This is a genomic window from Comamonas sp. JNW, from assembly GCF_003105075.1.
GTDB lineage: Bacteria > Pseudomonadota > Gammaproteobacteria > Burkholderiales > Burkholderiaceae_C > Comamonas > Comamonas squillarum.
Genome location: NZ_QETI01000008.1, coordinates 158,399 through 183,176, shown reverse-complemented (window position 1 = coordinate 183,176; position 24,778 = coordinate 158,399). Strand labels below are relative to the sequence as shown.

Sequence of the window (24,778 nt, the reverse complement as noted above, 5' to 3'; positions counted from 1 at the left end):
GGCAGGGATCTGGCCGAAACCCGGATCAGTGCCTACAACGACCTGAAAATCTCAGATCGTCACCAGTTTCTCGACTTCCGCGCATTTGCGCCGGGCCAGCGCCAGGTTGCTGCGCTGCTTGTCCAGCACCAGGTACAGGAACAGACCTTCCTTGAGCGCCACCGGGCGGATGATGTGGTACTGCGAGCCCAGGGTGATCAGAATGTCATCGATGGAATCTTGCAGACCCAGCGACTTCATGGTCTTGAGCTTGGCCCGCACGACCTCGGTGTTGCCAGCGGCTGCCAGCTCCAGGTCCAGGCCCGATCCGGCACTGCCCAGAAGCATGCCGCTGCCACTGTCCACCAGCGCGGCGCACATGGCGCCCTCCACCGTCAAAAGTTGCGTCAACGTGTCTTGAACCGAAGCCATCTCACTCCCCCTTCACACACTGGCGGTTTATCGTTGCTGCGCCATGCGGCCAGTGCGGCGCATACGCAGCTCTTCCACAACAAGATGCCGGCCGCAGCCAGACTTGCCATCAGACTTTGTTCATCTCCGCGCCCACTTCGGCCGCTGCCCACAGCACGCGGCCCAGGATCGCATTGGTATCGAGCACCATGCACAGAATGCAGGGGAACTCCGAGGTGACCGACTGGAACACGACCACGCCGCTCTCGGTCTCGAACGTCAGGCGCTTGCAACCGGTGTGGTTGATCTCTCGCCCCACCGCACGTGCCATCGCCATCAGGGAGCCGGCCATGGCCGACAGGCGGTTGAGCTGCAGCTCGCTGTTCGTGCGCAAGGACGCAATTTCAAATCCATCGGGCGTGCTCAGCAGTGCCACACGCACGCCATCAACAGGACCAATAAGCTTATCAAGCGCCTGCTGGCCTGCCTTGACGACTTGGGCAGGGATCAGAGGTTGTGATGCAGTCATGAATTCTCGCTTTGCAGAGACAGCATGGAAACAAGTACGCTCATCGCATCCAGCAGCTGCCCACGGTCGCGCGGGTCCGCTTCCAGAACGGGAATCACCCCATGGCCAGCAGAATACACGCCTTGGGCGAATGTTTCAATTTGTTGTGTTGTGGCCGGGCGTGCGCTCAGCACCAGCGTGACAGGTGGCTGGGGGAGTTGCCCGATCTCGTCGAGGATATGGTTGGTCTCGGCCAGGCTGGTCGGACTGTTCACATCGGTCATGATGAACACCCCCATCGATACCGACAGCACCCACTGGCGCACAAAGCTGAAACGCTCCTGGCCCGGGCAGCCGCAGATCTGCACCACCTCACCGCCGCCCAGATCGATCTCGCCAAACTCGGTGCCGACCGTGGTGAGTTCCTTGCTGTGGGCCGCCAGATCGAGGTTGCGGACATCGGAGCTGGACATCAGCGCACCGCACAGCGAACGCACGGCGGTGGTCTTGCCAATGCCCATGGGCCCGCACAGCGCAATGCGCGGCATCTTGTGCGGCCCGACTCCGCCTGATTCTTGATTCATCCCGGCTTACCTCCCCCTCGTATCCATCGGCCCAAACGGCTGAGCAAACCTTTGGAGTGTAGCGGCTCGCGATGGTGGGAGGGGGAAGAAGCAGCGGAAATGACAGGCATGGCCACGCCGCGCAGCACGCCGCGGCGGCCCAGCTCGACCAGGAGACCACGGGCCAGCGTGTTGTCCAGCCCGCTGTGCAGGCACAGCTGGGCGATGGAGACCGGTTCGCGCGAAAGCAGCGCCAGCGCGCGGATGCAGGGGCCGGTATTGAAGGGCGCGCCCACCGACACCCAGGACTTGAGCTGGTAGCGGAACTCCTGGCGCGCAGCTTGCGCAGGCTGTGCAGCAGCCCGCTCCGATTCATGGCGGATGACCTTGTTGCGCGCATCCCAGTCGAGCAGAAAGACCGCTGCGCGGTCGAACATGTCGATCAGGTCGCTCAAGGTGTAGTCTGCCTCCAGGCGACCGACCCAGCTTGCCCCGTCGAGCATGGCGGTCTTCACCTGCCCGATGCAGACCACGCAGGGTGCCTTGCCCAGCGACGAGATGGCATCAGCCATGCCCTGGTCCAGCACAATCAGCTGAGCGCGGTCACGCGGTACCTCTTTCCAGGGAAGTACCGATTTGCGTGAGGCCACGCCATACAGCGGCGCAAAGCGGTTGCGGCTGCTGGGGGTCAGCAATTCTGCGGAAATACCGGCGGTCTGCATGGCGATAATTTCACACTCTTATTGGCTTAATTAATAGGGTTTGCCACTTAGCCGCAGCAATGCTATCGGCATTCTAAAAGCTTGCCTGCCAGACGCAAGTGTTTATTCGGGGGTTTTACCATCTGCTCTACATTCATTGACAATTTCAAAGATTCTGTGGTTTTTTGTGTAAGCAAACATGTAAAAGCCAAAGTCCTGAATCTGCAGATGGCTGCCGTTGCGGCTATTCTTCTGCGCTCTCCTTCCTGATCTGCAAAGGTTCTTTCGCCACCATGGCCGCTGGTCTCAATCTCGCCCAATTACAAGCTGTGCACTACACCCAGGGACCTTGCCTGGTGCTGGCCGGTGCCGGATCGGGCAAGACCCGGGTGATCACCCACAAGATTGCCCGCCTGATCGAGACCGGCATGGCGCCGCGCAAGATTGCGGCCATCACCTTCACCAACAAGGCTGCCTCCGAAATGCGCGAGCGCGCCAAGAGCCTCATCGGCCGCCAGGCCAAGGATGTGCTGGTTTGCACCTTCCATGCGCTGGGCGTGAAGATGGTGCGCGAAGATGGCCATGTGCTCGGGCTCAAGCCCCAGTTCAGCATTCTGGACAGCGACGATGTGGTCGGCATCCTCAGGGATGCGGCTGGCGGCACTGCCGATGTGGCCACCGCCCGCCAGTGGCAGTGGACCATCAGCAAGTGGAAAAACATGGGCCTCGACTACAAGGAGGCGCTGGCCCAGGCCGCCGATGACAACGAGCGCGCCATTGCCGTGCTGATGCAGCGCTACGACGAGCGGCTGACCGCCTACCAGAGCGTGGACTTTGACGACCTGATCGGCATGCCGCTGCGCCTGCTGCGCGACCACCCGGAGGTCCGTGCCAAGTGGCAGGCCAACCTGGGCCATGTGCTGGTCGACGAATACCAGGACACCAATGCCACCCAGTACGAGCTGCTCAAGCTGCTGGTGGGCGAGCGCGGCCATTTGACCGCCGTGGGCGATGACGACCAAAGCATCTATGGCTGGCGCGGCGCCACCTTGGACAACCTCAAGAAGCTGCCGGTCGACTACCCCCAGCTCAAGGTGATCAAGCTCGAGCAGAACTACCGCTCGACCAGCGCCATCCTGCGCGCGGCCAACAATGTGATCCAGCCCAACCCCAAGCTGTTTCCCAAGACCTTGTTTTCCGAGCTGGGCGAGGGCGAGCCGGTGCGCATCGTCGATTGCGACTCCGAAGAGCACGAAGCCGAGCGCGCCGTCGCCCGCATCCTGAGCCTGCGCGCAGCGGCCAACCCGCCGCCGGACTGGAAGAACTTCGCCATCCTCTACCGCGCCAACCACCAGGCCAAGCCTTTCGAGAAGGCGCTGCGCAAGGCCAATGTGCCCTACAAGGTATCGGGCGGCACCAGCTTTTTTGACCGCGCCGAAATCCGCGACCTCTGCGCCTGGTTCCGGCTGTGGATCAACAACGATGACGACCCGGCCTTTCTGCGCGCCATCACCAACCCCAAGCGCGGCATCGGCCACACCACCCTGGGCCGCCTGGGTGAATTCTCCAAGGCCCACCGCTGCAGCATGTTTGGTGCGCTGTTCAACGCCATGCTCGAAGACGCGATGCCTGCGAAGGGCCGCGAAAGCCTGCTGGAATTTGGCCGCTATATCAACGACCTGGAATACCGCGCCCGCCAGACGCGCGGTGCCGAAGAATCGCTGGCCTTCCTGCTCGACTGGCTCAAGGAGATCGGCTACGAGCAGCATTTGTATGACGCCGAAGACAGCGAGAAGGTCGCCGCCGCCCGCTGGACCAATGTGCTGGAGTTCTGCGACTGGATGGCCCAGCGCGCCGGCGGCCAGACCACGACAGCGGCCGACACGACGACGGTGAGCGAGTCCAAGAGCCTGCTCGAAGTCTCGCAGACCATCGCCCTGCTCTCGACCATCAGCGAGCGCGAAAAGGAGCAGGACATGGTGATCCTGTCCACCTTGCATGCCAGCAAGGGCCTGGAGTGGCCGCATGTGATGCTGATCGGCGTCAACGAAGGGCTGCTACCTTTCAAGCTCGACGACGATGACGGGCGCCAGCAAAAGGTCAGCGACGACACCGCGCAGCGCCTGCAGGAAGAGCGCCGCCTGATGTACGTGGGCATCACGCGGGCCCAGCGCTCGCTGGCCGTCAGCTGGACCAAGCGGCGCAAGAAGGGCCGTGAGCTGGTCTCGGCCCTGCCCAGCCGCTTTATTGCCGAGATGGGCCTGGACAGCAGCACCGCCCGCGAAGACCCGCGCGAAAAACTGCGCCAGCTGCGCGAAGAGTTCGCGCGCAAGGCCCAGAGCACCGCCGCCGCCAGCCCTGATCCCCTCTGACTATCCATGACCAAGACCCTGATCCTGACCGCCTTGTGCACTGCACTGGCCAGCGCCTGCTCCAGCACCCCCGCCCCCCGCCCTGCCTGCCCCAGCGCGCTGCAGATGGAGCAGCCCGAGCTGCTGGGCCACTGGCAGGCCGAGCTGCCCGGCCTGCCCGGGCCCGTCACCCTGCAGCTGGCCCCCCACCCCGAATGGAACGGCACCGTCAAGGGCCAGATCCAGCGGCCCGGCAGCAGCGCCATCGTCGTCGGTGATGTGGACAAGGGCAAGCTGACGATGGAGGAGTCGGCCGATGGCAAAAAAGTCTCGGGCACCTGGCTGGGCGAGGTGGTCGACGGCAGCTGTGGCCGAGAAATCCGGGGCGAATGGTTGGATGCGAACGACAACAGCCACGCCTTCGTCATGCGCAAGCCATCGAAAACCCCGCAATAGCCGCAATAATGGGCATCGGCGCAGCCGTCACCGCCACGCCCCTAACTCCCTTCTCGACCATGACAACTTCGAAATTTCTGCGCTCGCCAGCCCCGCTGGCGGCGAGCCTGCTGATGGCCGGTCTGCCGCTGGGCAGCTTCGCGCAAACGCCCGCCGCTGCCAGCGGCTCGGCGGCCACGGTGTGGCAGCAATGCACAGCGCTCAGCGACGGCACCGCCCGTCTGGCCTGTTTTGACCAGTGGGCCCAGCAGCAGTCGCAGCAGCCCCTGGTCAGCCAACAGGCGCAGCCAGTGGCCGCCGCGCCTGCCGCCTCGGCCAACGCGATGGTGGGCCTGACCCCACCGGCGGGCGCACTGGCCGCCGCCGATGTACCGGCCCCCATCGGTGGCTGCCGCAATGACGGCTACACCGAGATGTCCCGCTTCTGGGAGCTGGAAGCGGGCACCGACTGCGGCACCTTCAGTTTCCGTGGCTACCGCCCCCTGTCGGTGTCGGTGGCTGTTGGCGACAAGGTCAACCGCCAGCCGACCTCGCTCAACCCCGTCAATGCAGCAACGACCGAGACCGACTACCAGCGGCAGGAAATGCGCATCCAACTGTCGGTGCGCACCAAGCTGGCGCAAAACCTGCTGACCGATCCGAATGGCAAGCTGCGTGATTCGCTGTGGATCGGCTACACCGGTCTGTCCTACTGGCAGGTGTTCAACTCGGACCTCTCGCGCCCTTTCCGCACGACCGACCACCAGCCCGAGATCTTCTATGTCTACCCGACCACCGCCCAACTGCCCTTTGGCTGGCGCTGGCGCTACAGCGGCATTGGCCTGGAGCACCAGTCCAACGGCCAGAGCGACCCGCTCTCGCGCAGCTGGAACCGTACCTACCTGATGACCGGGTTTGAGCTGGACAACCGCTGGCAGCTGCAGGCCAAGATCTGGCACCGCATCAACGAGAGCGCGGAAGACGACAACAACCCCAATATCCAGAACTACATCGGCCGCAGCGAGCTGAAACTGGGCTGGAACGTCAACCAGCGCAACTGGATGGGCGTGACCGCACGCGGCTCGCTCAACGGCCATGGCAAGGGCTCGGGCCGCGTCGAATGGATGCACACCCTGGGTGATGGCTGGATGGGCGGCAAGAGCAACCTGCGCCTGCATGCCCAGCTCTTCCACGGCTATGGTGACAGCCTGATCGACTACAACTACAAGCGGACGGTGTTCTCGCTGGGCTTCAGCCTGCTGGACTTTTGAGCGCCACGACCACAACCCTTGATACGTCGTTGCCTGGCCGGCCGCGCCAAGCCTTGCCGTACTACCGTACTGTCTGCGGCTTGACGCCTGGTCGGGGGCGCCCAGCCTCAAACGCAAACCTTCGGTTTGCTGGGTCGTGCTCGCGGCTTCTACAGGACGTCTGCTCAGCAGACGTTTCCCGTTTCCCAATAGGATCTTCAGGCAGAAAGCCGCAGCAGGCGCTGGCACAGATCCGACTGCGGATCCTCCAGCCCATGGAGCACCGAGAAATGGTCGCAATCGGGCAGCGCCGCCTGCTCGGCCACATTGCCCGCCGCCTGCCAGGCGCTGTGCATCAGCAGCGACTGGCGCACAAACTCGCTTTGTTCGCGCCCGCCCCAGACCAGGTGCATGGGGGTGGCGCAGCGTCTGGCCGCAAACGCGGGTGAGTTGCGCGCAACCAGCCCGTCGTCGAGCTGGATCAGCGGCTGCAGGTAGCTGTAGCGCAGCGGCGTGATATCGTAGAGGCCGCTGATCAGCAGCGCGCCGCGCAGCGGGTCATCGGGCAGGCCATAGTCGTGCTCCCAGGGCGTTTGCAGGCACATCGCGCCCAGTTGGCCACCGGCAGAATGCCCGCCCACCACCACCCGCGCCGGGTCGCCGCCATAGGCCTCGATATGGCGCAGTACCCAGGCCAGGCTGGCGCGGCACTGGCGCACGATTTCGTCGATGCTCACCTGCGGGCACAAGGCATAGTTCACCACCACGGTGCAAAAGCCCAGCGCCTGCGGGCCGAAGGCGACGCAGCTGAACTCCTTGGAGGTATTGGCCCGCCAGTAGCCGCCATGCAGATAGACAAACACGGGCGCTGCCGCGCCGCCTGCGGCCGGGTAGATGTCCAGGGTCTCGGCCAGAGTCGGGCCAAACGGCACATCCAGAACGCAGCGCAGCCCCCTACGCGCCTGGGCACTGCGCTCGGCAAAATGCTGGCGCGCGGCGGCCGGGTCGGCCACCGGGCGCAGCGGGTCGTACTGCGCATCAATCTGCGACTGCGATTCAAAATCGCGGTACAGCTTGAAAAGCCGGGGACCAGCCATGGCCGGGTCAGCCGGCATCGGGCACCACGGCGGTGACCTCGATCTCCACCTTGGCGCGGTCCTCGATCAAGGCCACGACCTGCACCGCCGTCATCGCCGCGTTGAAGCTGCCGATCAGCTCGCGGTAGGCCTTGCCGATCTCCGCCTGCTGGGCCATATAGGCCTCTTTGTCGGTGATGTACCAGGTCATGCGCACGATATGCTCGGGCCGGGCGCCGCCCTCTTCGAGCACCGCCACAATGTTCTGCAGCGCCTGGCGCACCTGGCCGGCCAGTTCATCGGTGTGGAACACCCCTTGCGCATCCCAGCCGATCATGCCGGCGACAAAAATCTGCCGGCCGCTGACCATGACGCCATTGGCATAGCCCTTGGGCCGGGGCCAGCCCTGGGGAAGTAGTACTTGCATGAGACGATTCCTTCTAAAAACCAAGCATTATTGAAAGCGCTCACCGGCCAGCCAGGCCGCCATGCGGCGGTGGATGGCTGCCGGTATGCGAATGGCTTCATGGCTGTCCAGGCTGGTGAACACCAGCGCCTGGTGGGCCAGTGCTCGCACCTGGCCGTCGTCACCCACACAGCGCAGCGCCAGCTGCAGCGAGCGGCTGCCCAGCCGCAGCACGGCCAGCTCCAGCTGCACCGCATCGCCCATGCGGGCAATCGCCCGAAAGTCGCAGGCCAGGTGCACGATCGGCAGACCCGTGCGTTCGGGCCCCAGCATCTGGGCATAGGGGTAGTGCAGCGCCTGGTTGAACCAGTCCTCCACCAGCGACTGGAACAGCACCAGGTACTGCGGATAAAACACAATGCCGGCCGGGTCGCACTGCGCAAAACGGATGCCGGTGGCCACGCGAAAAACGGGGCCGGTCTCGGGCCAGGTCAAGGCTGCCATGTCAGACCCCGATATAGCGCTGCCACAGCGCGGGCTGCGCCTCCAGCTGCGCCGAGCTGCCCTGCCATACCACCTGGCCGCGCTCGATCAGCGTGTGCTGGTCGGCCAGCGCCATCAGCCGCTTGACGTATTTGTCGATCACCAAAATCGCCTGGCCCTGCGCGCGCAAGGCCGCCAGGCATTGCCAGATCTCCTCGCGGATCAGCGGCGCCAGGCCCTCGGTGGCCTCGTCCAGAATCAGCAGATGCGGGTTGGTCATCAGCGCCCGGCCAATGGCCAGCATCTGCTGCTCGCCGCCCGAGAGCCGGTTGCCGGGGTTGCCGGCGCGCTCGGCCAGGCGCGGGAACAGCTGGTAGACACGGTCCAGCGACCAGGGGTTCTCCGAGGCATTGCGGTTGGCCGCAAAGGCCTGCAGGTTTTCCTGCACCGTCAGGTTGGCAAAGATCTGCCGGCCCTCGGGCACCACGGCCATGCCCATGCGCGCAATGCGGTCGGCGGGCAGGTGCTCGATGCGCTCACCCCGAAACCGCACGCTGCCCGCCGATGCCAGTGTCATGCCCAGGAGGCTGCGCACCGTCGTGGTCTTGCCCATGCCATTGCGCCCCAGCAAGGTCGCGACCTCGCCCGCCGCCATGCGCAGATGCATGCCAAACAGCACCTGGCTGCTGCCGTAGCAGGTCTCCAGTGCATCCACTTCCAGCAAATTGCTCATCAGGCGGCCTCCTCTGCAGCTTCATCGCCCAGGTAGGCACGCCGCACATCCGGGTTGCGCCGAATCTCATCGGGCGTGCCCGTCGCAATCACCTTGCCAAATACCAGCGTCGAGATGCGGTCGGCCAGCCGGAAGACCGCGTCCATGTCGTGCTCGACGAGCAGGATCGTCGTGTCCTGGCGCAGCTGCAGCAGCAGCTGCACCATGCGCTCGGATTCGTCCGGGCCCATGCCAGCCATCGGCTCATCGAGCAGCAGCATGCGCGGCCGCGTGGCCAGCGCCAGCGCCACCTCCAGCTGGCGCTGCTCGCCGTGCGCCAGCAGGCCCGCCGTTTGCTGCAGCTGGGCGGCCAGGCCTACGCGCTCGGCCACCTCGGCCGCCTGCGCATAGCGTGCGCTTTCGCTGCGTGCCGGGCGCCAAAAGCGCCAGCTCGATCCATCGCGTGCCTGCACGCCCAGTGCAATGTTCTCCAGCACCGTCAGGCGCTTGAAGATGCTGGTGATCTGGTAGGAGCGCACCAGGCCGGCCTGCACCCGCGCGGGCATGGGCTTGCGCTCCATGGCCTCACCGGCAAACAGGATCTGGCCCGCATCGGATGCCAGCGCGCCCGACAGCTGGTGGATCAAGGTCGTCTTGCCCGCGCCGTTCGGCCCGATCAAGGCATGGATCTGGCCGGCCTGCACCGCAAAGCTGGCATGGTCGGTGGCGGTGAGGCCACCAAAGCGCTTGACCAGGTTCTGCACCTGCAACAAAGGGGTTGGCATCTTGGCCGTGCTCATCGCTTGCTCCACATGCCGCGCCGCAGGCTCAGCAAACCATTGGGTGCCACCAGCACCACGATCAGCAGCACGGCGCCCAGGCCCAGCTGCCAGTGCACCGTATAGGCGGCCAGCACTTCTTCGAGCAGCAGGAACACCGCCGCGCCCAAGAGGCCCCCATACAGATGGCCGACACCGCCGAGGATGACCATGATCAGCAGGATGCCCGACTGGGTCCACTGCAGCATGCCGGGGCCGACAAAGCTGCCCTGGTTGGCCAGCATCGCGCCGGCCAGGCCAGCGAAGGCTCCGGCCAACGTGAAGGCCACGAGCTTGTAGCGGTAGACCGGAAAGCCGATGGCCTGCATGCGGGTCTCGTTCTCCTTGATGGCCTGCAGCACATGGCCAAAACGGGCATTGAGCACGCGCGCCATCAGCAACAGGCTGACCGTGACCAGCGCCAGCACCACATAGTAGAAAGTGGCATCCTGCGCCAGATCCAGGCCCAGGCCGATGTCCGAGCGGCTGGGCAGCGACAGCCCGTCATCACCGCCCAGCGATTTGAACGACATGATCAGGTAGTACAGCATCTGCGCAAAGGCCAAGGTGATCATGATGAAGTACACGCCCTGGGTGCGCAGACTGATGGCGCCCACCAGCAGCGAGAAGGCCGCGCCCATCAGCATGGCCAGCGGCCATGCCAGCCAGGCCGAGGTAATGCCCTGCTGCATCAGCAAGCCCACGGTGTAGGCACCCAGGCCGACAAAGGCCGCATGGCCAAAGCTCACCATGCCGCCAAAACCGAGGATGAAGTTGAGGCTGGCAGCGGCCAGGCCAAACACCAGCACACGGCTGGCCACGCCGATGTAGAAATCCTCACCCGTCGCCTGGGCGATCAGCGGAAAGGCAATCAGCAGCGCGAGCAAAGGCAGCACCAGCCGGGGCTGCAGCCGGTGGTCGAAGACGCTGGGCTGCGTGGCCCGTATCGCCTGCGCAGCGGCGGGTTGGGGGGCGGATGTGTCAGTCATGGGCGGGGAACAGACCTTGGGGTTTGGTGAAAAGCACGGCAGCCATCAGCACATAGATCAGCACCGAGGCCACGGCAGGGCCAGCGTAGGCTGCTACCTCGGGCCCCATGGCCTTGTCAAACAGCAAGGGCACCAGGGTGCGGCCGGCGGTATCGACCAGACCCACCAGCAAGGCGCCCATCAGCGCGCCCCGGATCGAGCCAATGCCGCCAATGACGATCACCACAAAGGCGAGGATCAGAATGCTCTCGCCCATGCCCACCTGCACCGCCAGCAGCGGGCCCAGCATGCCGCCCGCCACCGCACACAGCGCAGCGCCCAGCGCAAACACCAGCGTGAACAGCCGGCGCACATTGGCGCCCATGGCAGTCGCCATCTCGCGGTTGGCCGCGCCCGCGCGCACCTGCATGCCAAAGCGCGTGCGGGTCACCAGGAGCCACAGCAGTAGCGCCACGGCCAGGCCCACACCGATGATCAGCAGCCGGTAGGCCGGGTAGGAAAAACCATCCATCAAGGTCACCGGCCCGGCCAGCGCGGCGGGCGGGTTGAGCATCAGCGGCTGCGCGCCCCAGATGATGCGCACGATCTCGTTGCTCATCAGCAAGATGGCAAAGGTGCCCATCACCTGCGACAGGTGGTCACGGTGGTAGAGGCGGCGCAGGATGGTGTATTCCAGCAGCACGCCCACCAGCACCGTGGCCAGCACCCCCAGGCCCAGGCCCAGCCAGAACGAGCCAGTCGCCTGGCTAAGGCTGGCCACCAGGTAGGCGCCGATCATGTAGAGCGAGCCATGGGCCAGGTTGATCATGTCCATGATGCCGAACACGAGGGTCAAGCCGGCGGCCAGCAGGAACAGCATCAGGCCGAACTGCAGGCCGTTGAGCATCTGCTCAAGAATCAGGATGGTGTTCATCGATCAGGAGGGCATCTTGCAGTCTTTGACGTAGGCATCCTGGTGGTTCTTGAACACCGTGCCCACCGTGCGGTTGGTCAGCTTGCCCTGCGCATCCTTGCTCACCACGCGCAGGTAATAGTCCTGCACCGGGAAATGGTTGCTGTTGAACTTGAAACTGCCGCGCACCGACTCGAACCTGGCCGCCTCGATGGCCTTGCGCAAGGCCGCCTTGTCATCGAGCTTGCCCTTGACATCGCGCACCGCCGCGTCCATCAGGCGGGCGGCGTCATAGCCGTGCGAGGCGTAGAGCGAGGGGTTGCGGCCAAACTCCTTCTGGAAGTCGGCGACGAATTTCTTGTTCGCGGCATTGTCCAGGTCATGCGCCCACTGCGAGGTGTTGAAGGTGCCCAGCATCGAGTCACCCACCGCGCGGATCACGTCCTCATCGGCCGAGAAGCCCGGCGCATACAAGGTGATGTCCTTGGACAGGCCGGCACCGACAAACTGCTTGATGAAGTTCACGCCCAGGCCACCGGGCAGAAAGATGTAGACGCCATCGACCTGGGCCGCACGCATCTTGGAGATCTCGGCGCCATAGTCCAGCTGGCTCAGCGAGGTATAGGTCTCCATGCCGATCTCGCCCTTGTAGAAGCGCTTGAAGCCGGCGATCGAGTCCTTGCCTGCGGGGTAGTTGGGCGCGATCAGCGCCACACGCTTGAAACCCTTGTCCTGCATGGTCTGGCCCGCTGCCTCATGCAGCGCATCGTTTTGCTGCGAGACATTGAAGAAATACGGGTTGCACTGGGCGCCCGCGTACTGCGAGGGGCCGGCATTGGGGCTGATGAAGAAGGTCTTGTTCTGGAACGCGGCCGGGCCCACGGCCAGCATCACGTTGGAGAACACGGTGCCGGTCATGAAATCCACCTTGTCACGCTTGAGCAGGCGCTCGGCCGTCTGCTTGGCCACCTCGGGGTTTTGCTGGTCATCGACCACCACCACCTCGGCAGGCAGGTTGCCGATCTTGCCGTTCATGTGCTTGACGGCCAGCTGGAAGCCGTCGCGGATATCGGTGCCCAAACCGGCGCCGGGGCCCGACAAGGTGCTGAGCAACCCCACCTTGACCTGGTCGGCGGCACTGGCGCTGCTGGCGCACAGCAGCGCGATGGACAGACTGACAAGACTGCGATGCAAGAGATGAGGCTTCATGCTGGTTCCCTGGTTGAAGTACGTAAAAATTCGCCGAGCCGCTACTATGCCGGGCTGTGCAGCCGAAACCGTTGTAGTTTTCCCGTAGCCGTGCGCGGCAGCTGCGCGACAAACTCCACGGCCCGTGGGTATTTGTAGGGCGCCACCGTGCTTTTGACAAAATCCTGCAAGGTCTTGGCCATGTCCGCGTCCGCCACAAAGCCCGGGCGCAGCACCACAAAGGCCTTGACGATCTGGCCGCGCTCGCTGTCGGGCAGCCCGATCACCGCGCATTCGGCCACCGCCGCATGCGCGAGCAAGGCGTCTTCGACCTCCGGCGCGGCGATGTTGTAGCCCGAGGAGATGATCATGTCATCGGTGCGGGCCTGGTAATGAAAATAGCCGTCCGCATCCATCACATAGGCGTCACCCGTCAGGTTCCAGCCTGCGTGCACATACTGGGTCTGGCGGCTGTCGTTCAAATAACGGCAGCCGGTAGGGCCCTGCACCGCCAGCTTGCCCACCGTGCCGGCCGGCACTTCCTGGCCCTGATCATCAACCACCTTGGCGTGGTAGCCGGGCACCGCCCGTCCGGTGGCGCCGGGACGCGCCTCATCCTCGCGGTGCGAGATGAAGATGTGCAGCATCTCGGTCGAGCCAATGCCGTCGATGATCTCGATGCCGGTCGCCTCTTTCCACAGCGCGCGGGTCGAGGCATTCAAGGCCTCGCCGGCCGATACGCATTTGCGCAGCCGCGTCTGGCGCAGCCGCTCGCCCTGCTGGGCCATCACGCGGTACGAGGTGGGCGCGGTGAACACCACGGTCGCGCCAAACTGCGCGATGCCATCGACCAGCTGTGCGGGCCCTGCTTTTTCCAGCAGCGCCATCGACGCACCAATCGCCATCGGGAACAGCACCTGCCCACCCAGGCCAAAGGTAAAGGCCAGTGGCGGGCTGCCGATAAACACATCATCGGGCGCAGCCCGCAGCACATGGCGCGGCCAGCAGGCACAGACCGCCATGACATCGCGGTGGAAATGCATCGTGGCCTTGGGCACGCCCGTGGTGCCCGAGGTAAAGCCCAGCAGGCAGGTGTCGGTCGCCGCCGTCTGCACCGTGTCGAAATGCGGCGAGGCCTGGGCCATCAGCGGCTCCAGCGCCTGCGCTGCCGGCAGGCCACTGCCATTGAAGTACCGCACCGCCTGCAAGCGCGGGTTGGCCGCCTGCGTCGCCTGCACCTCGGCCTGCAACGCCGCATCGCACAGCGCATGGCTGACCTGGGCAATCTCGATGATGGTGCCCAGCTCCTTGGCGCGCAGCAGCGGCATCGCAGCCACCGCAATGCCGCCGGCCTTGACCACCGCAAACCAGCTCGCCACCATCATCGGGTTGTTGGGCGCGCACAGCAGCACGCGGTTGCCGGGCACCAGGCCCATCTGCGCGGTCAACACATTGGCGATGCGGTTGGCCTGGGCCTGCAAGTCGGCATAGGTCCAGCGCATGCCCTGGGCCTGCAGGCACAGGCGCTCGCCCCGGCCCTCGGCCACATGGTGGTCCAGCAGCTCGGCGGCGCAGTTGAGGCGCTCGGGGAACTGCAGCTCGGGCAGCTCGAACAGGTAGTCGGGCTGCAACTCGGGCGGCGGCAAATGCGTGGCCGCAAAGCGGTCGGTATGCGCGGTATAGGGCGTGGCAGACATCTCGCAAACTCCAGACTGAAAGGAGAAACCGGAACCGGAATCCAGGTGCTAGGCAGAGCTCAAGGCGCAGCGGGCGCCACTTGTTTGAGCAGCTCGCGGGCGATGATGAGCTGCTGCACCTCGGTCGCTCCTTCGTAAATGCGCAGCGCGCGGATCTCGCGGTACAGGCGCTCGACCGGCTGGCCGCTGACAACACCCAGCCCGCCCCACATCTGCAGCGCTGCATCGATCACCTGCTGCGCGTTCTCGGTGGCGGTCATCTTGGCCATCGCCGCCTCGCTGGTCACGCTCTGGCCCTGGTCACGCTGCCAGGCGGCGCGGTAGGTCAGCAGCGCGGCGCTGTCGATCTGCGTGGCCATCTGCGCGAGCTTGGCCTGGGTGAGCTGAAAATCGGCCAGCACGCCCTGGAACATGCGGCGGCTGGTGGCGCGCTGCAAGGCCTCGTCCATCGCGTGGCGCGCAAAGCCCAGCGCGGCGGCGGCCACCGAGGTGCGGAACACATCCAGGGTGCGCATCGCCAGCTTGAAACCCTCACCGGCCGCGCCCATGCGCTGGCTCACCGGCACGCGGCAGCCGCTAAAGCGCAGCCGCGCCAGCGGGTGCGGCGCGATCACATCGATGCGCTCGGCAATCTCCAGGCCAGGCGTATCCACATCCACGATCAGCGCCGAGATACCGCGCGCCCCCGGCGCCTCGCCGCTGCGCACAAACACCACATAAAAGTCGGCAATGCCACCGTTCGAGATCCAGGTTTTTTCGCCGTCGATGACATAGTGGTCACCGTCCAGGCGGGCCGCGCAGGCCATGGCCGCGACGTCCGAGCCAGCATCGGGCTCGGACAGCGCAAAGGCCGCAATGGCCTCGCCCCGGGCCACCCGGCCCAGGTAGCGCGCCTTCTGCGCCTCCGTGCCCGCCAGGCTGATCGCGCCCGAGCCCAGCCCCTGCATCGCAAAGGCAAAGTCGGCCAGACCGTTGTGGCGTGCCAGCGTTTCGCGGACCAGGCAGATGGCGCGGGTGTCGATTTGCGCGGCTACGCCGCCATGCGCCTCGCCCGCCACCGCATGGCGCAGCCAGCCCGCCTGGCCCAGCGCCTTGACCAACGCGCGGCAATCGCCGTCGGTGTCGCTGCTGTGCACATGAGCGACATGCTCGGCGGCCCAGGCATCGAGCGTCTGCGCCAGCTGCGCGTGGCGAGGCTCAAAAAACGGCCACTGCAGGTAACGGGTGTCAGCCATGTCAGTTCCCCTGGAATTGCGGCTTTTGCTTGGCCACAAAGGCCTCGTAGGCGCGCTTGAAGTCTTCGGTCAGCATGCAGATGGCCTGCGCCTGCGCCTCGGCCTCAATGGCCTGGTCGATGGTCATCGCCCATTCCTGGTGCAGCTGGGTCTTGGTGATGCCATTGGCAAAGCTCGGGCCCGCGGCCAGGTCAGCCGCCATCTGCTGGGCCTGCGCCAGCAGCGCTTCGGGCTCGGCCAGGCGGTTGAAAAAGCCCCAGCGCTCGCCCTCTTCGCCGCCCAGGCTGCGGCCGGTATAGAGCAGCTCGCTGGCCCGGCCCTGGCCGATGATGCGCGGCAAAAAGGCGCAGGCGCCCATGTCGCAGCCGGCCAGGCCCACGCGGTTGAACAGGAACGCCGTCTTGCTGCGCGCCGTGCCCAGGCGTATGTCCGAGGCCATCGCCATGATGGCGCCGGCGCCGGCACAGATGCCATCGACCGCCGCAATGATGGGTTGCGGGCAGGCCCGCATGGCCTTGATCAGCTCGCCGGTCATGCGGGTGAACATCAGCAGCTCGGGGGCCTTGAGGGCCACCAGCGGGCCGATGATTTCATGCACATCGCCGCCGGAGCAGAAATTGCCGCCCGCGCCCACCAGCACCACGGCCTTGACATCCTGCGCCCACTTCAGCCGGTGGAACAGGTCGCGCAGCTCGGCATAGGAATCAAAGGTCAGCGGATTCTTGCGCTCGGGCCGGTTGAGCGTGATCGTTGCCACGCCGGCATGGACCTGCCACAGAAAATGCCGGGCCTGGTAGCCGGCCAGCTGCTGGTGGTTGCCCGCCACCAGCGCGGGGTCAATGGTGTATTCGCTCATGCCTGCCTCCACAAATTCGGGGTTCACATCACTTCGCCGCCAGCCACCGCAATGGCCTGGCCGGTCATCGCGCCAGCGCCCTTGCCGCAGAGCCAGACGACGGCATCGGCCACCTCCTGGGGCTGCACCAGGCGGCCCTGGGGGTTGTCGCGCACAAATTCGGCCATGGCCTGCTCGGGGCTGCGGCCGGTCTTGGCCACCACCCGGTCGATGCTGGTCTTGACCAGGTCGGTTTCGGTGTAACCCGGGCACACCGCATTCACGGTGATGCCCCGGCTTGCCACTTCCAGCGCCAGCGCGCGGGTCAGGCCCACCACACCATGCTTGGCCGCCACATAGGCCGATACATAGGCGTAGCCGGTCAGGCCTGCGGTGCTGGCCACATTGACGATGCGGCCATAGCCTGCCGCCTGCATCGCCGGCAGCACCTGCTGCATGCACAGCATCGTGCCGGTCAGGTTCACCGCCAGCATCTGCGACCACAGCTGGGCATCGGTCTTCATAAAGGGCGCGCTCTGCGCCTGGCCGGCGTTGTTCACCAGTATCTGGATATCGCCAAAGGCGGCGACAGCCTGCGCAAAGGCTGCGACCACTTCAGGCCCTTGCGCCACATCGGCCAGCACCCGCTGGCACTGGCCTGGGTGGGCATCCACCAGTTGTTGCAGCGGCTCGGGCCGGCGGCCCAGCACCGTCACCCGGGCGCCCTGCGCCAGCAGCTGGCGCGCAATCGCCTCGCCAATGCCCTGGCCGGCGCCGGTTACCAGTGCATGCTGTCCTTCAAAGCTCTTGCTTGACATCGGCAGCGCTCCTCAATGGCCGGCGGCCGCTTGCTGGGCCTTCTCGCGCTCGAACAGGCTCTCCATCTGGCGCTTGCCGGCAAAGTAAGGCTTGGGCCAGGCAATGGCGGTGTAGCCAATCTTGGCCGCCTCGGTCAGGGTCCAGGCCGGGTTGGCCAGGTGGGGGCGGGCGACAGCACAGAGATCGGCACGGCCGGCGGCAATGATGGAGTTCGCATGGTCGGCCTCGCTGATCGCGCCCACGGCCATCGTCGCAATACCCGCCTCCTGGCGGATGCGGTCGGCAAACGGGGTCTGGAACATGCGGCCATAGACCGGCTTCTCCTGCTTGCTGACCTGACCGGACGAGCAGTCGATCAGGTCCGCGCCTGCGGCCTTGAAGGCCTTGGCAATCTCTACCGCGTCATCCGGCGTGATGCCGCCGGGCACCCAGTCATGGGCGGAGATGCGCACCGACATCGGCCGCTCCTGCGGCCAGACGGCGCGCACGGCCCGGAACACCTCCAGCGGGTAGCGCAGGCGGTTTTCCAGGCTGCCGCCATAGGCATCACCCCGCTGGTTGGTCAACGGCGAAATAAAACTGGACAGCAGATAGCCATGGGCGCAGTGCAGCTCCAGCCAATCGGCACCCACCTCGGCAGCCATCTGGGCGGCGTGTACAAACTGCTGCTTGACCTCGTCCATCTGGGCCAGGCTCATCGCCTGCGAGATCTGGCTCACGCCTTCCAGGTACTGCTGGGGCGAGGCCGAGATGATGGGCCAGTTGCCCTCGGCGAGCGGCAGGTCCGTGCCCTCCCAGGCCAGGCGGGTGGAGGCTTTCGCTCCGGCATGGCCGATCTGCATCGCAAACTTGGCATCGCTGTGGGTGTGGATCCAGTCGCTGATGCGCTGCCAGGCCTGCTTTTGTGCCTGGCTGTAGGTGCCGGGGCAGCCGGGGGTGATGCGGCCTTCTGGGCTGACGCAGGCCATCTCGGCAAACACCAGACCGGCGCCACCCATGGCCCGCGCGCCCAGGTGCACCAGGTGGTAGTCGCCGGGCACGCCATCCACCGCCGAGTACTGCGCCATCGGAGAGACGACGATGCGGTTCTTCAAGGTCAGGCCGCGCAGGGTATAGGGCAGGAACATCGGCGGCGGCGCCTTGCCCTGCACCTCCACCCCGTTTTGCGCGGCCAACCAGGCCTCATAGCCGCCCAGCCAGGCGGCATCGCGCAGGCGCAGGTTCTCATGGCTGATGCGCTGGCTGCGTGTCAGCATCGAGTACATGAACTGCTCGGGTTCGAGCTGGTCGCAGTAGCGCTTGCCGCAGACCTCGAACCACTCCATCGCGTTCCAGGCGGCATTCTGGATGCGCAAGGTCTCCACCCGGCGCAGCGCCTGGTAGGCCTGCAGCACCGCCGGGATCTGCGCCTTGCCATCGCCCAGCTGCTGGAACTGCCGCGCCAGCTCGATCGCATCCTCAATGGCCAGCTTGGTGCCCGAGCCAATTGCGAAATGCGCCGTGTGCACCGCGTCGCCCATCAGCACCACATGGCTGCCCTTGGCGTTTTGCAGCCACCACTGGTCGCAGACCACGCGCTGAAAATTGATCCAGGCCGAGCCGCGCAGATGGCGCGCATTGGTCATCAGCCGCGCGCCTTGCAGGTTGTCGGCAAACAGCTCCTCGCAAAAGGCAATCGACTGCGCCTGGTCGGCCGTGTCCAGGCCGCAGGCCTTCCAGGTCTCTTCGGTGGTCTCGACGATGAAGGTCGAGGTCTTGTCATCGAACTGGTAGATATGGGCCTGGAACCAGCCGTGCTCGGTGCGCACAAAGTCAAAGGTAAAGGCCTCGTAGACCTTGTTGGCGCCCAGCCAAATAAAGCGGTTGGGGCGGGTGACGATATCGGGCTTGAAGACCTCGGCATATTTGCTGCGGATGCGCGAGTTCACACCATCGCTGGCGATGATGAGGTCGGCATCGGCATAGTCCTCGTCGGACTGCACATCGGTCTCGAACACGAGCTGGACACCCAGCTGCTCGCAACGTGCCTGCAGAATGTTGAGCAAATGCTTGCGGCCAATGCCGACAAAGCCATGGCCGCCCGAGCGGATCTTGCGCCCCTTGAACAGCAGCTCGATATCGTCCCAGTGGTTGAAGGCCGCTTCGATCTGCGCAGCCGTCGCCGGGTCCCATTCGCGCATGTTGTCCATCGTCGCGTCAGAGAACACCACGCCCCAGCCAAAGGTGTCATAGGGCTTGTTGCGCTCGACCACGGTCACGTCATGCGCGGGGTCCATCTGCTTCATCAGCAGCGCGAAATACAAGCCGGCGGGGCCGCCGCCGATGCAGACAATTTTCATGGCCAGGACCATCCTGAAAAATACTTTATAACTAAATTATTGATGCATAAATAATTCACTAAAATACGCACATACCCTATCACTGGAGCCCCCTGCGGTACTGCACCATGGGCGCCATGGCTGACATGCAAACCCTCTGCAACTCCCCCTCCGATTCCGGTGGCGGCATGGCTGGCCGCGAGGCCGGCCTCGCCCATGACGAACACCAGGCCGTGCGCCTGTGGCTGCGGCTGATGACCTGCAGCACGCAGATCGAACAGGTGATTCGCAGCAAGCTGCGCACCCAGTTCGCCACCACCTTGCCGCGCTTTGACTACCTGGCCCAGCTCAGCCGCTTCCCCAAGGGTTTGCGCATGAAGACGCTGTCCGAGTACCTGATGGTCACCGGTGGCAATATCACCGGTCTGACGGACCAGCTGGTGGCAGAAGGCTGGGTGGAGCGGGTGGCCGATGACGAGGACCGGCGGTCGATGACGGTGCGCCTGACGCGCAGCGGCAAAAAGCAGTTCAGCGCCATGGCCAAGGCGCATGAGCAGTGGCTGGAGCATTTGCTCGCACCGCTGGGCGCAGATGCCGCGCGTGAGCTGTATGAGCAGCTGGGCGTGCTGCGGCAGATTGTGGGCCAGCGGGTGGAGCAGGTTGCCGACTGAGTACCGCCCCAAAAATGACAAAGAGCCTGCGGACGCGCTGGTCCGGCAGGCTCTCAGACGTCTCTGGCCCTCTTGGGGAATTACATCGCGGTATCGGCCTGGCTCAGGTCGCCATCTGCCTCATCGGCCTCCAGCACCTCGGGCATCTTGACGATGGTGGTCGGCACCTTGCTGTGGCGCGCCACCTCGCGCGAGACCGAGCCGATCAGAATGCTGCCCAGCATGCTCTCGCCGGTGGCACCGAGCACGATCAAGCCGCAGCCCTTCTCCTCTGCGATGTCGAGCAGGCTCGCGTAGATATCGCCCAGGCGGATCTCCACCTCATACGACACACCGGCCAGGCGCAGCATGTCCAGCGCCGGAGCAACCAGGTCCATGCCCGCCTCCAGGCTGGCGTTGGCGATCAGCTCCGAATCCTGCGTAGCCAGCTCCAGAAAGCTGGCCTCCTTTTGCACATGGGCGACCACCACATGGGCGCGCAAGCCCTGCTGCACCAGCTGCACGCCGTGCTGCACCGCCTGCAGCGAGTTGGGCGATCCGTCGACGGCGATCATGATGTTGAGCATGGGCTTCTCCTTGGCAGTGAAAGATAAGACCAGTGTAGCGATCTGCCGGCAGCCCCTGTGTCAGAGACGAGCCTGCGAAACCCGCCGCGCCGTCAACTACCGCACATCTGCGAAAATGCCCGGTTATGCTGCAGTTCGACCTTCTCAAAACCGATCCCACCAGCCACGCACGCCGTGGCACGCTCACGCTCAACCATGGCGTGGTGCAGACCCCCATCTTCATGCCCGTGGGCACCTATGGCACTGTCAAGGGCGTGATGCCGCGCAGCCTCGAAGAAATGGGTGCCCAGATCATTCTGGGCAATACCTTCCACCTGTGGATGCGCCCGGGGCTGGATGTGATGAAAAGCTTTGGCGGCCTGCACGGTTTCGAGAAATGGGACAAACCCATCCTGACCGACTCGGGCGGCTTTCAGGTCTGGTCGCTGGGCGCGATGCGCAAGATCACCGAAGAAGGCGTGCATTTCCAAAGCCCGGTCAATGGCGACAAGCTGTTCATGTCGCCCGAGGTCAGCATGCAGATCCAGACGATTCTGAACTCGGACATCGTCATGCAGCTCGACGAGTGCACGCCGTACGAGACCAACGGCAAGAAGACCACCGAGGCAGAAGCGCGCAAATCGATGGAGATGAGCCGCCGCTGGGCCAAGCGCTCCAAGGAAGAGTTCGAGCGCCTGGACAACCCCAATGCCTTGTTCGGCATCGTGCAGGGCGGCATGTTCAAGCACCTGCGCGAGGAATCGCTGCAAGGCCTGCTGGAGATCGATTTCCCCGGTTATGCGGTAGGCGGCGTCTCGGTGGGCGAGCCCAAGGACGAGATGCTGGACATCATGCAGCACACGCCCCACCTGCTGCCAGCCCACAAGCCGCGCTACCTGATGGGCGTGGGCACGCCCGAGGACCTGGTGCAGGGTGTGGCCGATGGCGTGGACATGTTCGACTGCGTGATGCCCACGCGCAATGCGCGCAACGGCACCATCTTCACCCGCTATGGCGACCTGAAGATCCGCAACGCCCGCCACAAGACCGACCACCAGCCCATCGACACCTCCTGCACCTGCCACGCCTGCGCCGGCAAGAGCGGGGTGAGCTGGGACAACGGCGGGCGCGAGGGCTTCAGCCGCGCCTACCTGCACCACCTGGACCGCTGCGGTGAGATGCTGGGCCCCATGCTGACCACCATCCACAACCTGCACTACTACCTGAACCTGATGCAGGAGGTGCGCCAGTCGCTCGATGCTGGCCACTTTGCCCAGTTCCGCGCCCAGTTCAAGTCGGACCGGGCACGCGGTATCTGAGTGCCAGGCCCTCTGCGCGGCAAAGCGTGGGGGCCACGAGACAATGCCCCGCCACGCTTGACAGCCCCAACGTAAAGTACGAGACAGGGCCATCTTGTGCTGAGCGCCCACTGCCAAGCCCCATCCAGCGGCCACCACAGCACCAGTCATCAGCTGCATGTTCCTGATATTGGCGCCACTGGCATGAATTGTTAGCTCCTTTTTTGGAAGCAACAGTAAATGAATGAGTTTATTAGCTCATAAAAACTTCAGTCTGCCGCGACCTTGCGGCTGCAATTGCCCGCCTGCCAATGCGTGACTGGCCCACGGGGTCGGGCCCATGGCTTGGCAGGTGAGCGGGTATATTTCGCCCATCCTCCCTCATTCCCATGCCGACCGCGTCGTCCGTCCATCCCTTGGAGCAACCCCATAGCGGTCGCTTGCTGCTCTGCGCCAGCTTGGCGGTGTTTGCAGCGGCGATGGTGGGCATCTTGCTGCGACCGCTCGGCTACCTCTCGGTGTTCTGGCCTGCCAACCAGATCGTGCTGGTGCTGTTGCTGCGCTACCCGCGCCTGATGCGGCCTGTGGGGCTCGCTGCCCTTTTTGCCAGCTTTGTGCTGGCCGATCTGATCACCGGTACCTCCTTGTGGCTGTCCCTGGGCTTTACCACCGCCAACCTGTGCGGCGCCGCCTGCGGCTGGCTGTTCTTGCGCCGGCAATCCCAGCGCGATCTGCAGATGGAGGGCCAGTATTCCGCCTTGCTGGTGTTCTTTGCCAGCGGCATGGCATCGCTGGTATCGGCGGCCATTGGCGGGCCCATCAGCGCCTGGGCCTTTGATCTGTCGATGCGCCAGGGGCTGCTGATGTGGTGGACCGGCGAATGGATGAACGCGATGGTGCTGCTGCCGTTCCTGCTGGCGCTGCCCTCGGCACGCAGCAGCGGCGCAAAGCAAGAGCGCCAATCCTGGGCCTTGAAACTGCTGCCCGCGCTGGCCGTGGTCGGCCTGGAGATGACCAGCTACATGGTGGGCAACAAGGTCGGCTCGCTGGTGTTCTCGCTGCCCGCGCTGCTGTGGTGCGCGCTGTCCTACCGCATCCTGACCACCGCCATCATCACCATGGTGGTGTTTGTGACCAAGGTGATCGTGATCTCCAACATCGTGGGCTTTATCCCGGCCAATGTGCTCGATGTGGCCAGTCTGCGCCTGGGCATCACGATGCTGATCCTGGGGCCGCTGTCGGTGGCGGGCTCGCACGCCGCACGCGCCGAGCTCTTGCACCGAATGCGCTACCAGGCCCACCACGACAGCCTGACCGATGTGCTCAGCCGCAATGGCTTTGTGCAGGCCAGCCATGCGCTGCTCAAGCGCCTGACCCATGAAGGCAGTTCGGCGGCGGTGCTGATGCTGGACCTGGACCATTTCAAGCGCGTCAACGACAACCACGGCCATGCCAGTGGCGACCGTCTGCTGCGCGATGTCAGCCAGGTGCTGACCGAATCGCTGCGCCCGCAGGATGTGCTCGGCCGCATCGGTGGCGAAGAGTTCGCCGTGGTGCTACCCCATATCAGCTTTGAAGACGCCACCGCCATTGCCGAGCGCCTCTGCCATACCGTGCGCAGCGGCCGCTTTCTGACGGCGCACCACGAGCCGCTGCAGGCCACGCTTAGCATCGGCCTGGCCTACAAGCAAACACTGCAGCACGGCGACAGCCTCGAAGACCTGCTGCGTGAAGCGGACCTGGCCCTTTACCAAGCCAAGGCCCAGGGCCGCGACTGCGCGGTCTGGACGGCGCCGCTCTCTGCGGCTTAACGCAGCAGCACCGGCGCCGACGCCAAGCCGCTCCTCTGCAAAAACGCCAACGCCGAATCCACTGTCGCCGTTTCAATGTGGCCGGCAAAGCGCTTTTCCGGCGGGTGGTCGTCAAAGGCAATGTTGGCGCGCGTCATGCGGCCGCCCAGCCGGGTCATCGCACCAATGCGCAAGTCGCTGGGCTGGTAGCCCTGCAGCTGCAACCAGGCCTGCGCCTGGCCCCGGTCATGCACAGTCTGCGGCGCCAGCGCCTGGGCCAGGGTCTCCAGCGCCCACTGGTTGCTTTGCTGGTAGCGCTGGCTCCAGGGATAGGCCAGCATGCTGTAGCGCGGCTCGTGCAGCTGCAAGGGCTGCGCGTTGGCCGACAACGCCAGCAGCAGCTTTTGCTGCACCTCCTTGGCCGGCACCACCACCACCGCCTGGTAGCGCCACATATCGTCCAGAAAGAACTCGCCCAGCCCCTGGCGGTAGACATGGGAGGCGGCGGTGCCGCAGTCATTGAGCTTGTGCACCACACGCCAGGCACCGGTGGCCGACTTGTAGGCCCAGCCCATGTGCGAGAACTGCAGCTGGTACTTGCGCAAATCCTGCCCCTGGCGGCCCAGCAACACGACCTGCGCACCGCTGGCATCCAGCGCCTGAGCAACGTTCTGTGCCAGGTTCAGGCTTTGGCGCACGCTATCCAGCGTGGGCTTTTGCGGCTCGCAGCTGCGGCCGGCCTGGGCGCCCGTGGCGGCCAGCAGTGCGGCGGCCAGCAGGCCCAGGCGCAGAGGTTTCAACATGGCCA

The 24,778-nt window shown here is 64.9% G+C and carries 25 protein-coding genes; 6 read left to right on the top strand and 19 right to left on the bottom strand.

Annotation, left to right across the window (positions count from 1 at the left end; translation table 11 throughout):
- Positions 1-51 precede the first annotated feature (51 nt).
- The 4 genes from DCO45_RS13715 to DCO45_RS13700 form a co-directional block, all read right to left on the bottom strand.
- Positions 52-411, bottom strand: a complete 360-nt coding sequence (locus DCO45_RS13715; RefSeq protein ID WP_021028991.1) for a hypothetical protein — start codon at positions 409-411, stop codon at positions 52-54.
- A 109-nt stretch (positions 412-520) separates the two neighbouring features.
- Positions 521-919, bottom strand: a complete 399-nt coding sequence (locus tag DCO45_RS13710; protein ID WP_021028992.1) for a roadblock/LC7 domain-containing protein — start codon at positions 917-919, stop codon at positions 521-523.
- Positions 916-1,482, bottom strand: coding sequence for a GTPase (locus tag DCO45_RS13705; protein ID WP_232539456.1), 567 nt, complete (start codon positions 1,480-1,482; stop codon positions 916-918). Before DCO45_RS13705 ends, DCO45_RS13710 begins: the two co-directional genes overlap by 4 nt.
- Complete coding sequence (locus DCO45_RS13700; RefSeq protein WP_116926341.1) at positions 1,479-2,183, bottom strand: hypothetical protein; 705 nt, start codon at positions 2,181-2,183, stop codon at positions 1,479-1,481. The genes DCO45_RS13705 and DCO45_RS13700 overlap by 4 nt, the downstream gene beginning before the upstream one ends.
- Before the next feature lie 272 nt (positions 2,184-2,455).
- Here DCO45_RS13700 and DCO45_RS13695 point away from each other — a divergent pair, with 272 nt between their 5' ends.
- The 3 genes from DCO45_RS13695 to DCO45_RS13685 are packed head-to-tail and all read left to right on the top strand — an operon-like array spanning position 2,456 to position 6,219.
- A complete protein-coding gene (locus DCO45_RS13695; protein WP_116926340.1) occupies positions 2,456-4,534 on the top strand; it encodes a UvrD-helicase domain-containing protein in 2,079 nt (692 codons plus the stop codon).
- A gap of 6 nt (positions 4,535-4,540) precedes the next feature.
- The gene (locus DCO45_RS13690) at positions 4,541-4,969 is read left to right on the top strand and encodes a hypothetical protein (RefSeq protein WP_116926339.1); all 429 of its coding nucleotides are present in this window, start codon (positions 4,541-4,543) and stop codon (positions 4,967-4,969) included.
- A 59-nt stretch (positions 4,970-5,028) separates the two neighbouring features.
- Entirely contained in the window at positions 5,029-6,219 is a 1,191-nt protein-coding gene (locus DCO45_RS13685; protein WP_116926338.1) for a phospholipase A, read from the top strand.
- 197 nt (positions 6,220-6,416) lie between these two features.
- Here DCO45_RS13685 and DCO45_RS13680 read toward each other — a convergent pair whose 3' ends face one another.
- Genes DCO45_RS13680 through DCO45_RS13620 form a run of 13 tightly spaced genes read right to left on the bottom strand, consistent with a single transcriptional unit; the run spans position 6,417 to position 19,687 of the window.
- The gene (locus DCO45_RS13680) at positions 6,417-7,313 is read right to left on the bottom strand and encodes an alpha/beta hydrolase (RefSeq protein ID WP_243419346.1); all 897 of its coding nucleotides are present in this window, start codon (positions 7,311-7,313) and stop codon (positions 6,417-6,419) included.
- Positions 7,303-7,701, bottom strand: coding sequence for a RidA family protein (locus DCO45_RS13675; RefSeq protein WP_116926337.1), 399 nt, complete (start codon positions 7,699-7,701; stop codon positions 7,303-7,305). Before DCO45_RS13675 ends, DCO45_RS13680 begins: the two co-directional genes overlap by 11 nt.
- Before the next feature lie 27 nt (positions 7,702-7,728).
- A complete protein-coding gene (locus tag DCO45_RS13670) occupies positions 7,729-8,184 on the bottom strand; it encodes a thioesterase family protein (RefSeq protein WP_116926336.1) in 456 nt (151 codons plus the stop codon).
- Between the two features lies 1 nt (position 8,185).
- Positions 8,186-8,896, bottom strand: a complete 711-nt coding sequence (locus DCO45_RS13665; protein ID WP_116926335.1) for an ABC transporter ATP-binding protein — start codon at positions 8,894-8,896, stop codon at positions 8,186-8,188.
- Entirely contained in the window at positions 8,896-9,660 is a 765-nt protein-coding gene (locus DCO45_RS13660) for an ABC transporter ATP-binding protein (RefSeq protein WP_116926402.1), read from the bottom strand. The genes DCO45_RS13665 and DCO45_RS13660 overlap by 1 nt, the downstream gene beginning before the upstream one ends.
- A gap of 11 nt (positions 9,661-9,671) precedes the next feature.
- Positions 9,672-10,682 (bottom strand): branched-chain amino acid ABC transporter permease, encoded by a 1,011-nt coding sequence (locus tag DCO45_RS13655; RefSeq protein WP_116926334.1) that lies wholly within the window; start codon positions 10,680-10,682, stop codon positions 9,672-9,674.
- A complete protein-coding gene (locus DCO45_RS13650; protein ID WP_116926333.1) occupies positions 10,675-11,595 on the bottom strand; it encodes a branched-chain amino acid ABC transporter permease in 921 nt (306 codons plus the stop codon). Before DCO45_RS13650 ends, DCO45_RS13655 begins: the two co-directional genes overlap by 8 nt.
- Before the next feature lie 3 nt (positions 11,596-11,598).
- A complete protein-coding gene (locus tag DCO45_RS13645) occupies positions 11,599-12,783 on the bottom strand; it encodes an ABC transporter substrate-binding protein (protein WP_116926332.1) in 1,185 nt (394 codons plus the stop codon).
- A 44-nt stretch (positions 12,784-12,827) separates the two neighbouring features.
- Complete coding sequence (locus DCO45_RS13640) at positions 12,828-14,459, bottom strand: benzoate-CoA ligase family protein (protein WP_116926331.1); 1,632 nt, start codon at positions 14,457-14,459, stop codon at positions 12,828-12,830.
- 59 nt (positions 14,460-14,518) lie between these two features.
- Positions 14,519-15,694 (bottom strand): acyl-CoA dehydrogenase family protein, encoded by a 1,176-nt coding sequence (locus DCO45_RS13635; protein ID WP_116926330.1) that lies wholly within the window; start codon positions 15,692-15,694, stop codon positions 14,519-14,521.
- Between the two features lies 1 nt (position 15,695).
- Entirely contained in the window at positions 15,696-16,550 is an 855-nt protein-coding gene (locus DCO45_RS13630; protein WP_116926401.1) for an enoyl-CoA hydratase family protein, read from the bottom strand.
- A 23-nt stretch (positions 16,551-16,573) separates the two neighbouring features.
- Positions 16,574-17,347 carry an SDR family NAD(P)-dependent oxidoreductase gene (locus tag DCO45_RS13625; RefSeq protein WP_116926329.1) on the bottom strand — a complete coding sequence of 258 codons (774 nt, stop codon included), beginning with the start codon at positions 17,345-17,347 and terminating at the stop codon, positions 16,574-16,576.
- Between the two features lie 12 nt (positions 17,348-17,359).
- Entirely contained in the window at positions 17,360-19,687 is a 2,328-nt protein-coding gene (locus DCO45_RS13620; RefSeq protein ID WP_116926400.1) for a bifunctional salicylyl-CoA 5-hydroxylase/oxidoreductase, read from the bottom strand.
- A 167-nt stretch (positions 19,688-19,854) separates the two neighbouring features.
- On the opposite strand from DCO45_RS13620, the gene DCO45_RS13615 reads away from it, so the two are divergent.
- Positions 19,855-20,337 carry a MarR family transcriptional regulator gene (locus tag DCO45_RS13615; protein ID WP_243419357.1) on the top strand — a complete coding sequence of 161 codons (483 nt, stop codon included), beginning with the start codon at positions 19,855-19,857 and terminating at the stop codon, positions 20,335-20,337.
- Positions 20,338-20,417: 80 nt separating this feature from the next.
- Here DCO45_RS13615 and DCO45_RS13610 read toward each other — a convergent pair whose 3' ends face one another.
- Positions 20,418-20,903: a universal stress protein gene (locus tag DCO45_RS13610; protein WP_021029012.1), complete on the bottom strand. Its 486-nt coding sequence runs from the start codon at positions 20,901-20,903 to the stop codon at positions 20,418-20,420.
- A 125-nt stretch (positions 20,904-21,028) separates the two neighbouring features.
- Here DCO45_RS13610 and tgt point away from each other — a divergent pair, with 125 nt between their 5' ends.
- Both tgt and DCO45_RS13600 read left to right on the top strand, forming a co-directional pair.
- Positions 21,029-22,201, top strand: coding sequence for a tRNA guanosine(34) transglycosylase Tgt (gene tgt / locus DCO45_RS13605; protein WP_116926327.1), 1,173 nt, complete (start codon positions 21,029-21,031; stop codon positions 22,199-22,201).
- Positions 22,202-22,569: 368 nt separating this feature from the next.
- A complete protein-coding gene (locus tag DCO45_RS13600; RefSeq protein ID WP_116926326.1) occupies positions 22,570-23,991 on the top strand; it encodes a GGDEF domain-containing protein in 1,422 nt (473 codons plus the stop codon).
- Here the strand turns inward: DCO45_RS13600 and DCO45_RS13595 are convergent.
- Positions 23,988-24,773 carry a DUF2145 domain-containing protein gene (locus DCO45_RS13595; protein ID WP_232539458.1) on the bottom strand — a complete coding sequence of 262 codons (786 nt, stop codon included), beginning with the start codon at positions 24,771-24,773 and terminating at the stop codon, positions 23,988-23,990. The genes DCO45_RS13600 and DCO45_RS13595 overlap by 4 nt on opposite strands.
- Positions 24,774-24,778 lie beyond the last annotated feature (5 nt).

Bases quoted from the DNA above. Each gene is read 5' to 3' on its own strand.
- DCO45_RS13640 (WP_116926331.1), bottom strand. From the start codon at position 14,459: ATGTCTGCCACGCCCTATACCGCGCATACCGACCGCTTTGCGGCCACG.
- DCO45_RS13680 (WP_243419346.1), bottom strand. From the start codon at position 7,313: ATGCCGGCTGACCCGGCCATGGCTGGTCCCCGGCTTTTCAAGCTGTAC.
- tgt (WP_116926327.1), top strand. From the start codon at position 21,029: ATGCTGCAGTTCGACCTTCTCAAAACCGATCCCACCAGCCACGCACGC.
- DCO45_RS13670 (WP_116926336.1), bottom strand. From the start codon at position 8,184: ATGGCAGCCTTGACCTGGCCCGAGACCGGCCCCGTTTTTCGCGTGGCC.
- DCO45_RS13610 (WP_021029012.1), bottom strand. From the start codon at position 20,903: ATGCTCAACATCATGATCGCCGTCGACGGATCGCCCAACTCGCTGCAG.
- DCO45_RS13690 (WP_116926339.1), top strand. From the start codon at position 4,541: ATGACCAAGACCCTGATCCTGACCGCCTTGTGCACTGCACTGGCCAGC.
- DCO45_RS13625 (WP_116926329.1), bottom strand. From the start codon at position 17,347: ATGTCAAGCAAGAGCTTTGAAGGACAGCATGCACTGGTAACCGGCGCC.
- DCO45_RS13600 (WP_116926326.1), top strand. From the start codon at position 22,570: ATGCCGACCGCGTCGTCCGTCCATCCCTTGGAGCAACCCCATAGCGGT.
- DCO45_RS13665 (WP_116926335.1), bottom strand. From the start codon at position 8,896: ATGAGCAATTTGCTGGAAGTGGATGCACTGGAGACCTGCTACGGCAGC.
- DCO45_RS13615 (WP_243419357.1), top strand. From the start codon at position 19,855: ATGGCTGGCCGCGAGGCCGGCCTCGCCCATGACGAACACCAGGCCGTG.
- DCO45_RS13705 (WP_232539456.1), bottom strand. From the start codon at position 1,482: ATGAATCAAGAATCAGGCGGAGTCGGGCCGCACAAGATGCCGCGCATT.
- DCO45_RS13620 (WP_116926400.1), bottom strand. From the start codon at position 19,687: ATGAAAATTGTCTGCATCGGCGGCGGCCCCGCCGGCTTGTATTTCGCG.
- DCO45_RS13715 (WP_021028991.1), bottom strand. From the start codon at position 411: ATGGCTTCGGTTCAAGACACGTTGACGCAACTTTTGACGGTGGAGGGC.
- DCO45_RS13595 (WP_232539458.1), bottom strand. From the start codon at position 24,773: ATGTTGAAACCTCTGCGCCTGGGCCTGCTGGCCGCCGCACTGCTGGCC.
- DCO45_RS13650 (WP_116926333.1), bottom strand. From the start codon at position 11,595: ATGAACACCATCCTGATTCTTGAGCAGATGCTCAACGGCCTGCAGTTC.
- DCO45_RS13630 (WP_116926401.1), bottom strand. From the start codon at position 16,550: ATGAGCGAATACACCATTGACCCCGCGCTGGTGGCGGGCAACCACCAG.
- DCO45_RS13655 (WP_116926334.1), bottom strand. From the start codon at position 10,682: ATGACTGACACATCCGCCCCCCAACCCGCCGCTGCGCAGGCGATACGG.
- DCO45_RS13695 (WP_116926340.1), top strand. From the start codon at position 2,456: ATGGCCGCTGGTCTCAATCTCGCCCAATTACAAGCTGTGCACTACACC.
- DCO45_RS13660 (WP_116926402.1), bottom strand. From the start codon at position 9,660: ATGCCAACCCCTTTGTTGCAGGTGCAGAACCTGGTCAAGCGCTTTGGT.
- DCO45_RS13700 (WP_116926341.1), bottom strand. From the start codon at position 2,183: ATGCAGACCGCCGGTATTTCCGCAGAATTGCTGACCCCCAGCAGCCGC.
- DCO45_RS13710 (WP_021028992.1), bottom strand. From the start codon at position 919: ATGACTGCATCACAACCTCTGATCCCTGCCCAAGTCGTCAAGGCAGGC.
- DCO45_RS13635 (WP_116926330.1), bottom strand. From the start codon at position 15,694: ATGGCTGACACCCGTTACCTGCAGTGGCCGTTTTTTGAGCCTCGCCAC.
- DCO45_RS13645 (WP_116926332.1), bottom strand. From the start codon at position 12,783: ATGAAGCCTCATCTCTTGCATCGCAGTCTTGTCAGTCTGTCCATCGCG.
- DCO45_RS13685 (WP_116926338.1), top strand. From the start codon at position 5,029: ATGACAACTTCGAAATTTCTGCGCTCGCCAGCCCCGCTGGCGGCGAGC.
- DCO45_RS13675 (WP_116926337.1), bottom strand. From the start codon at position 7,701: ATGCAAGTACTACTTCCCCAGGGCTGGCCCCGGCCCAAGGGCTATGCC.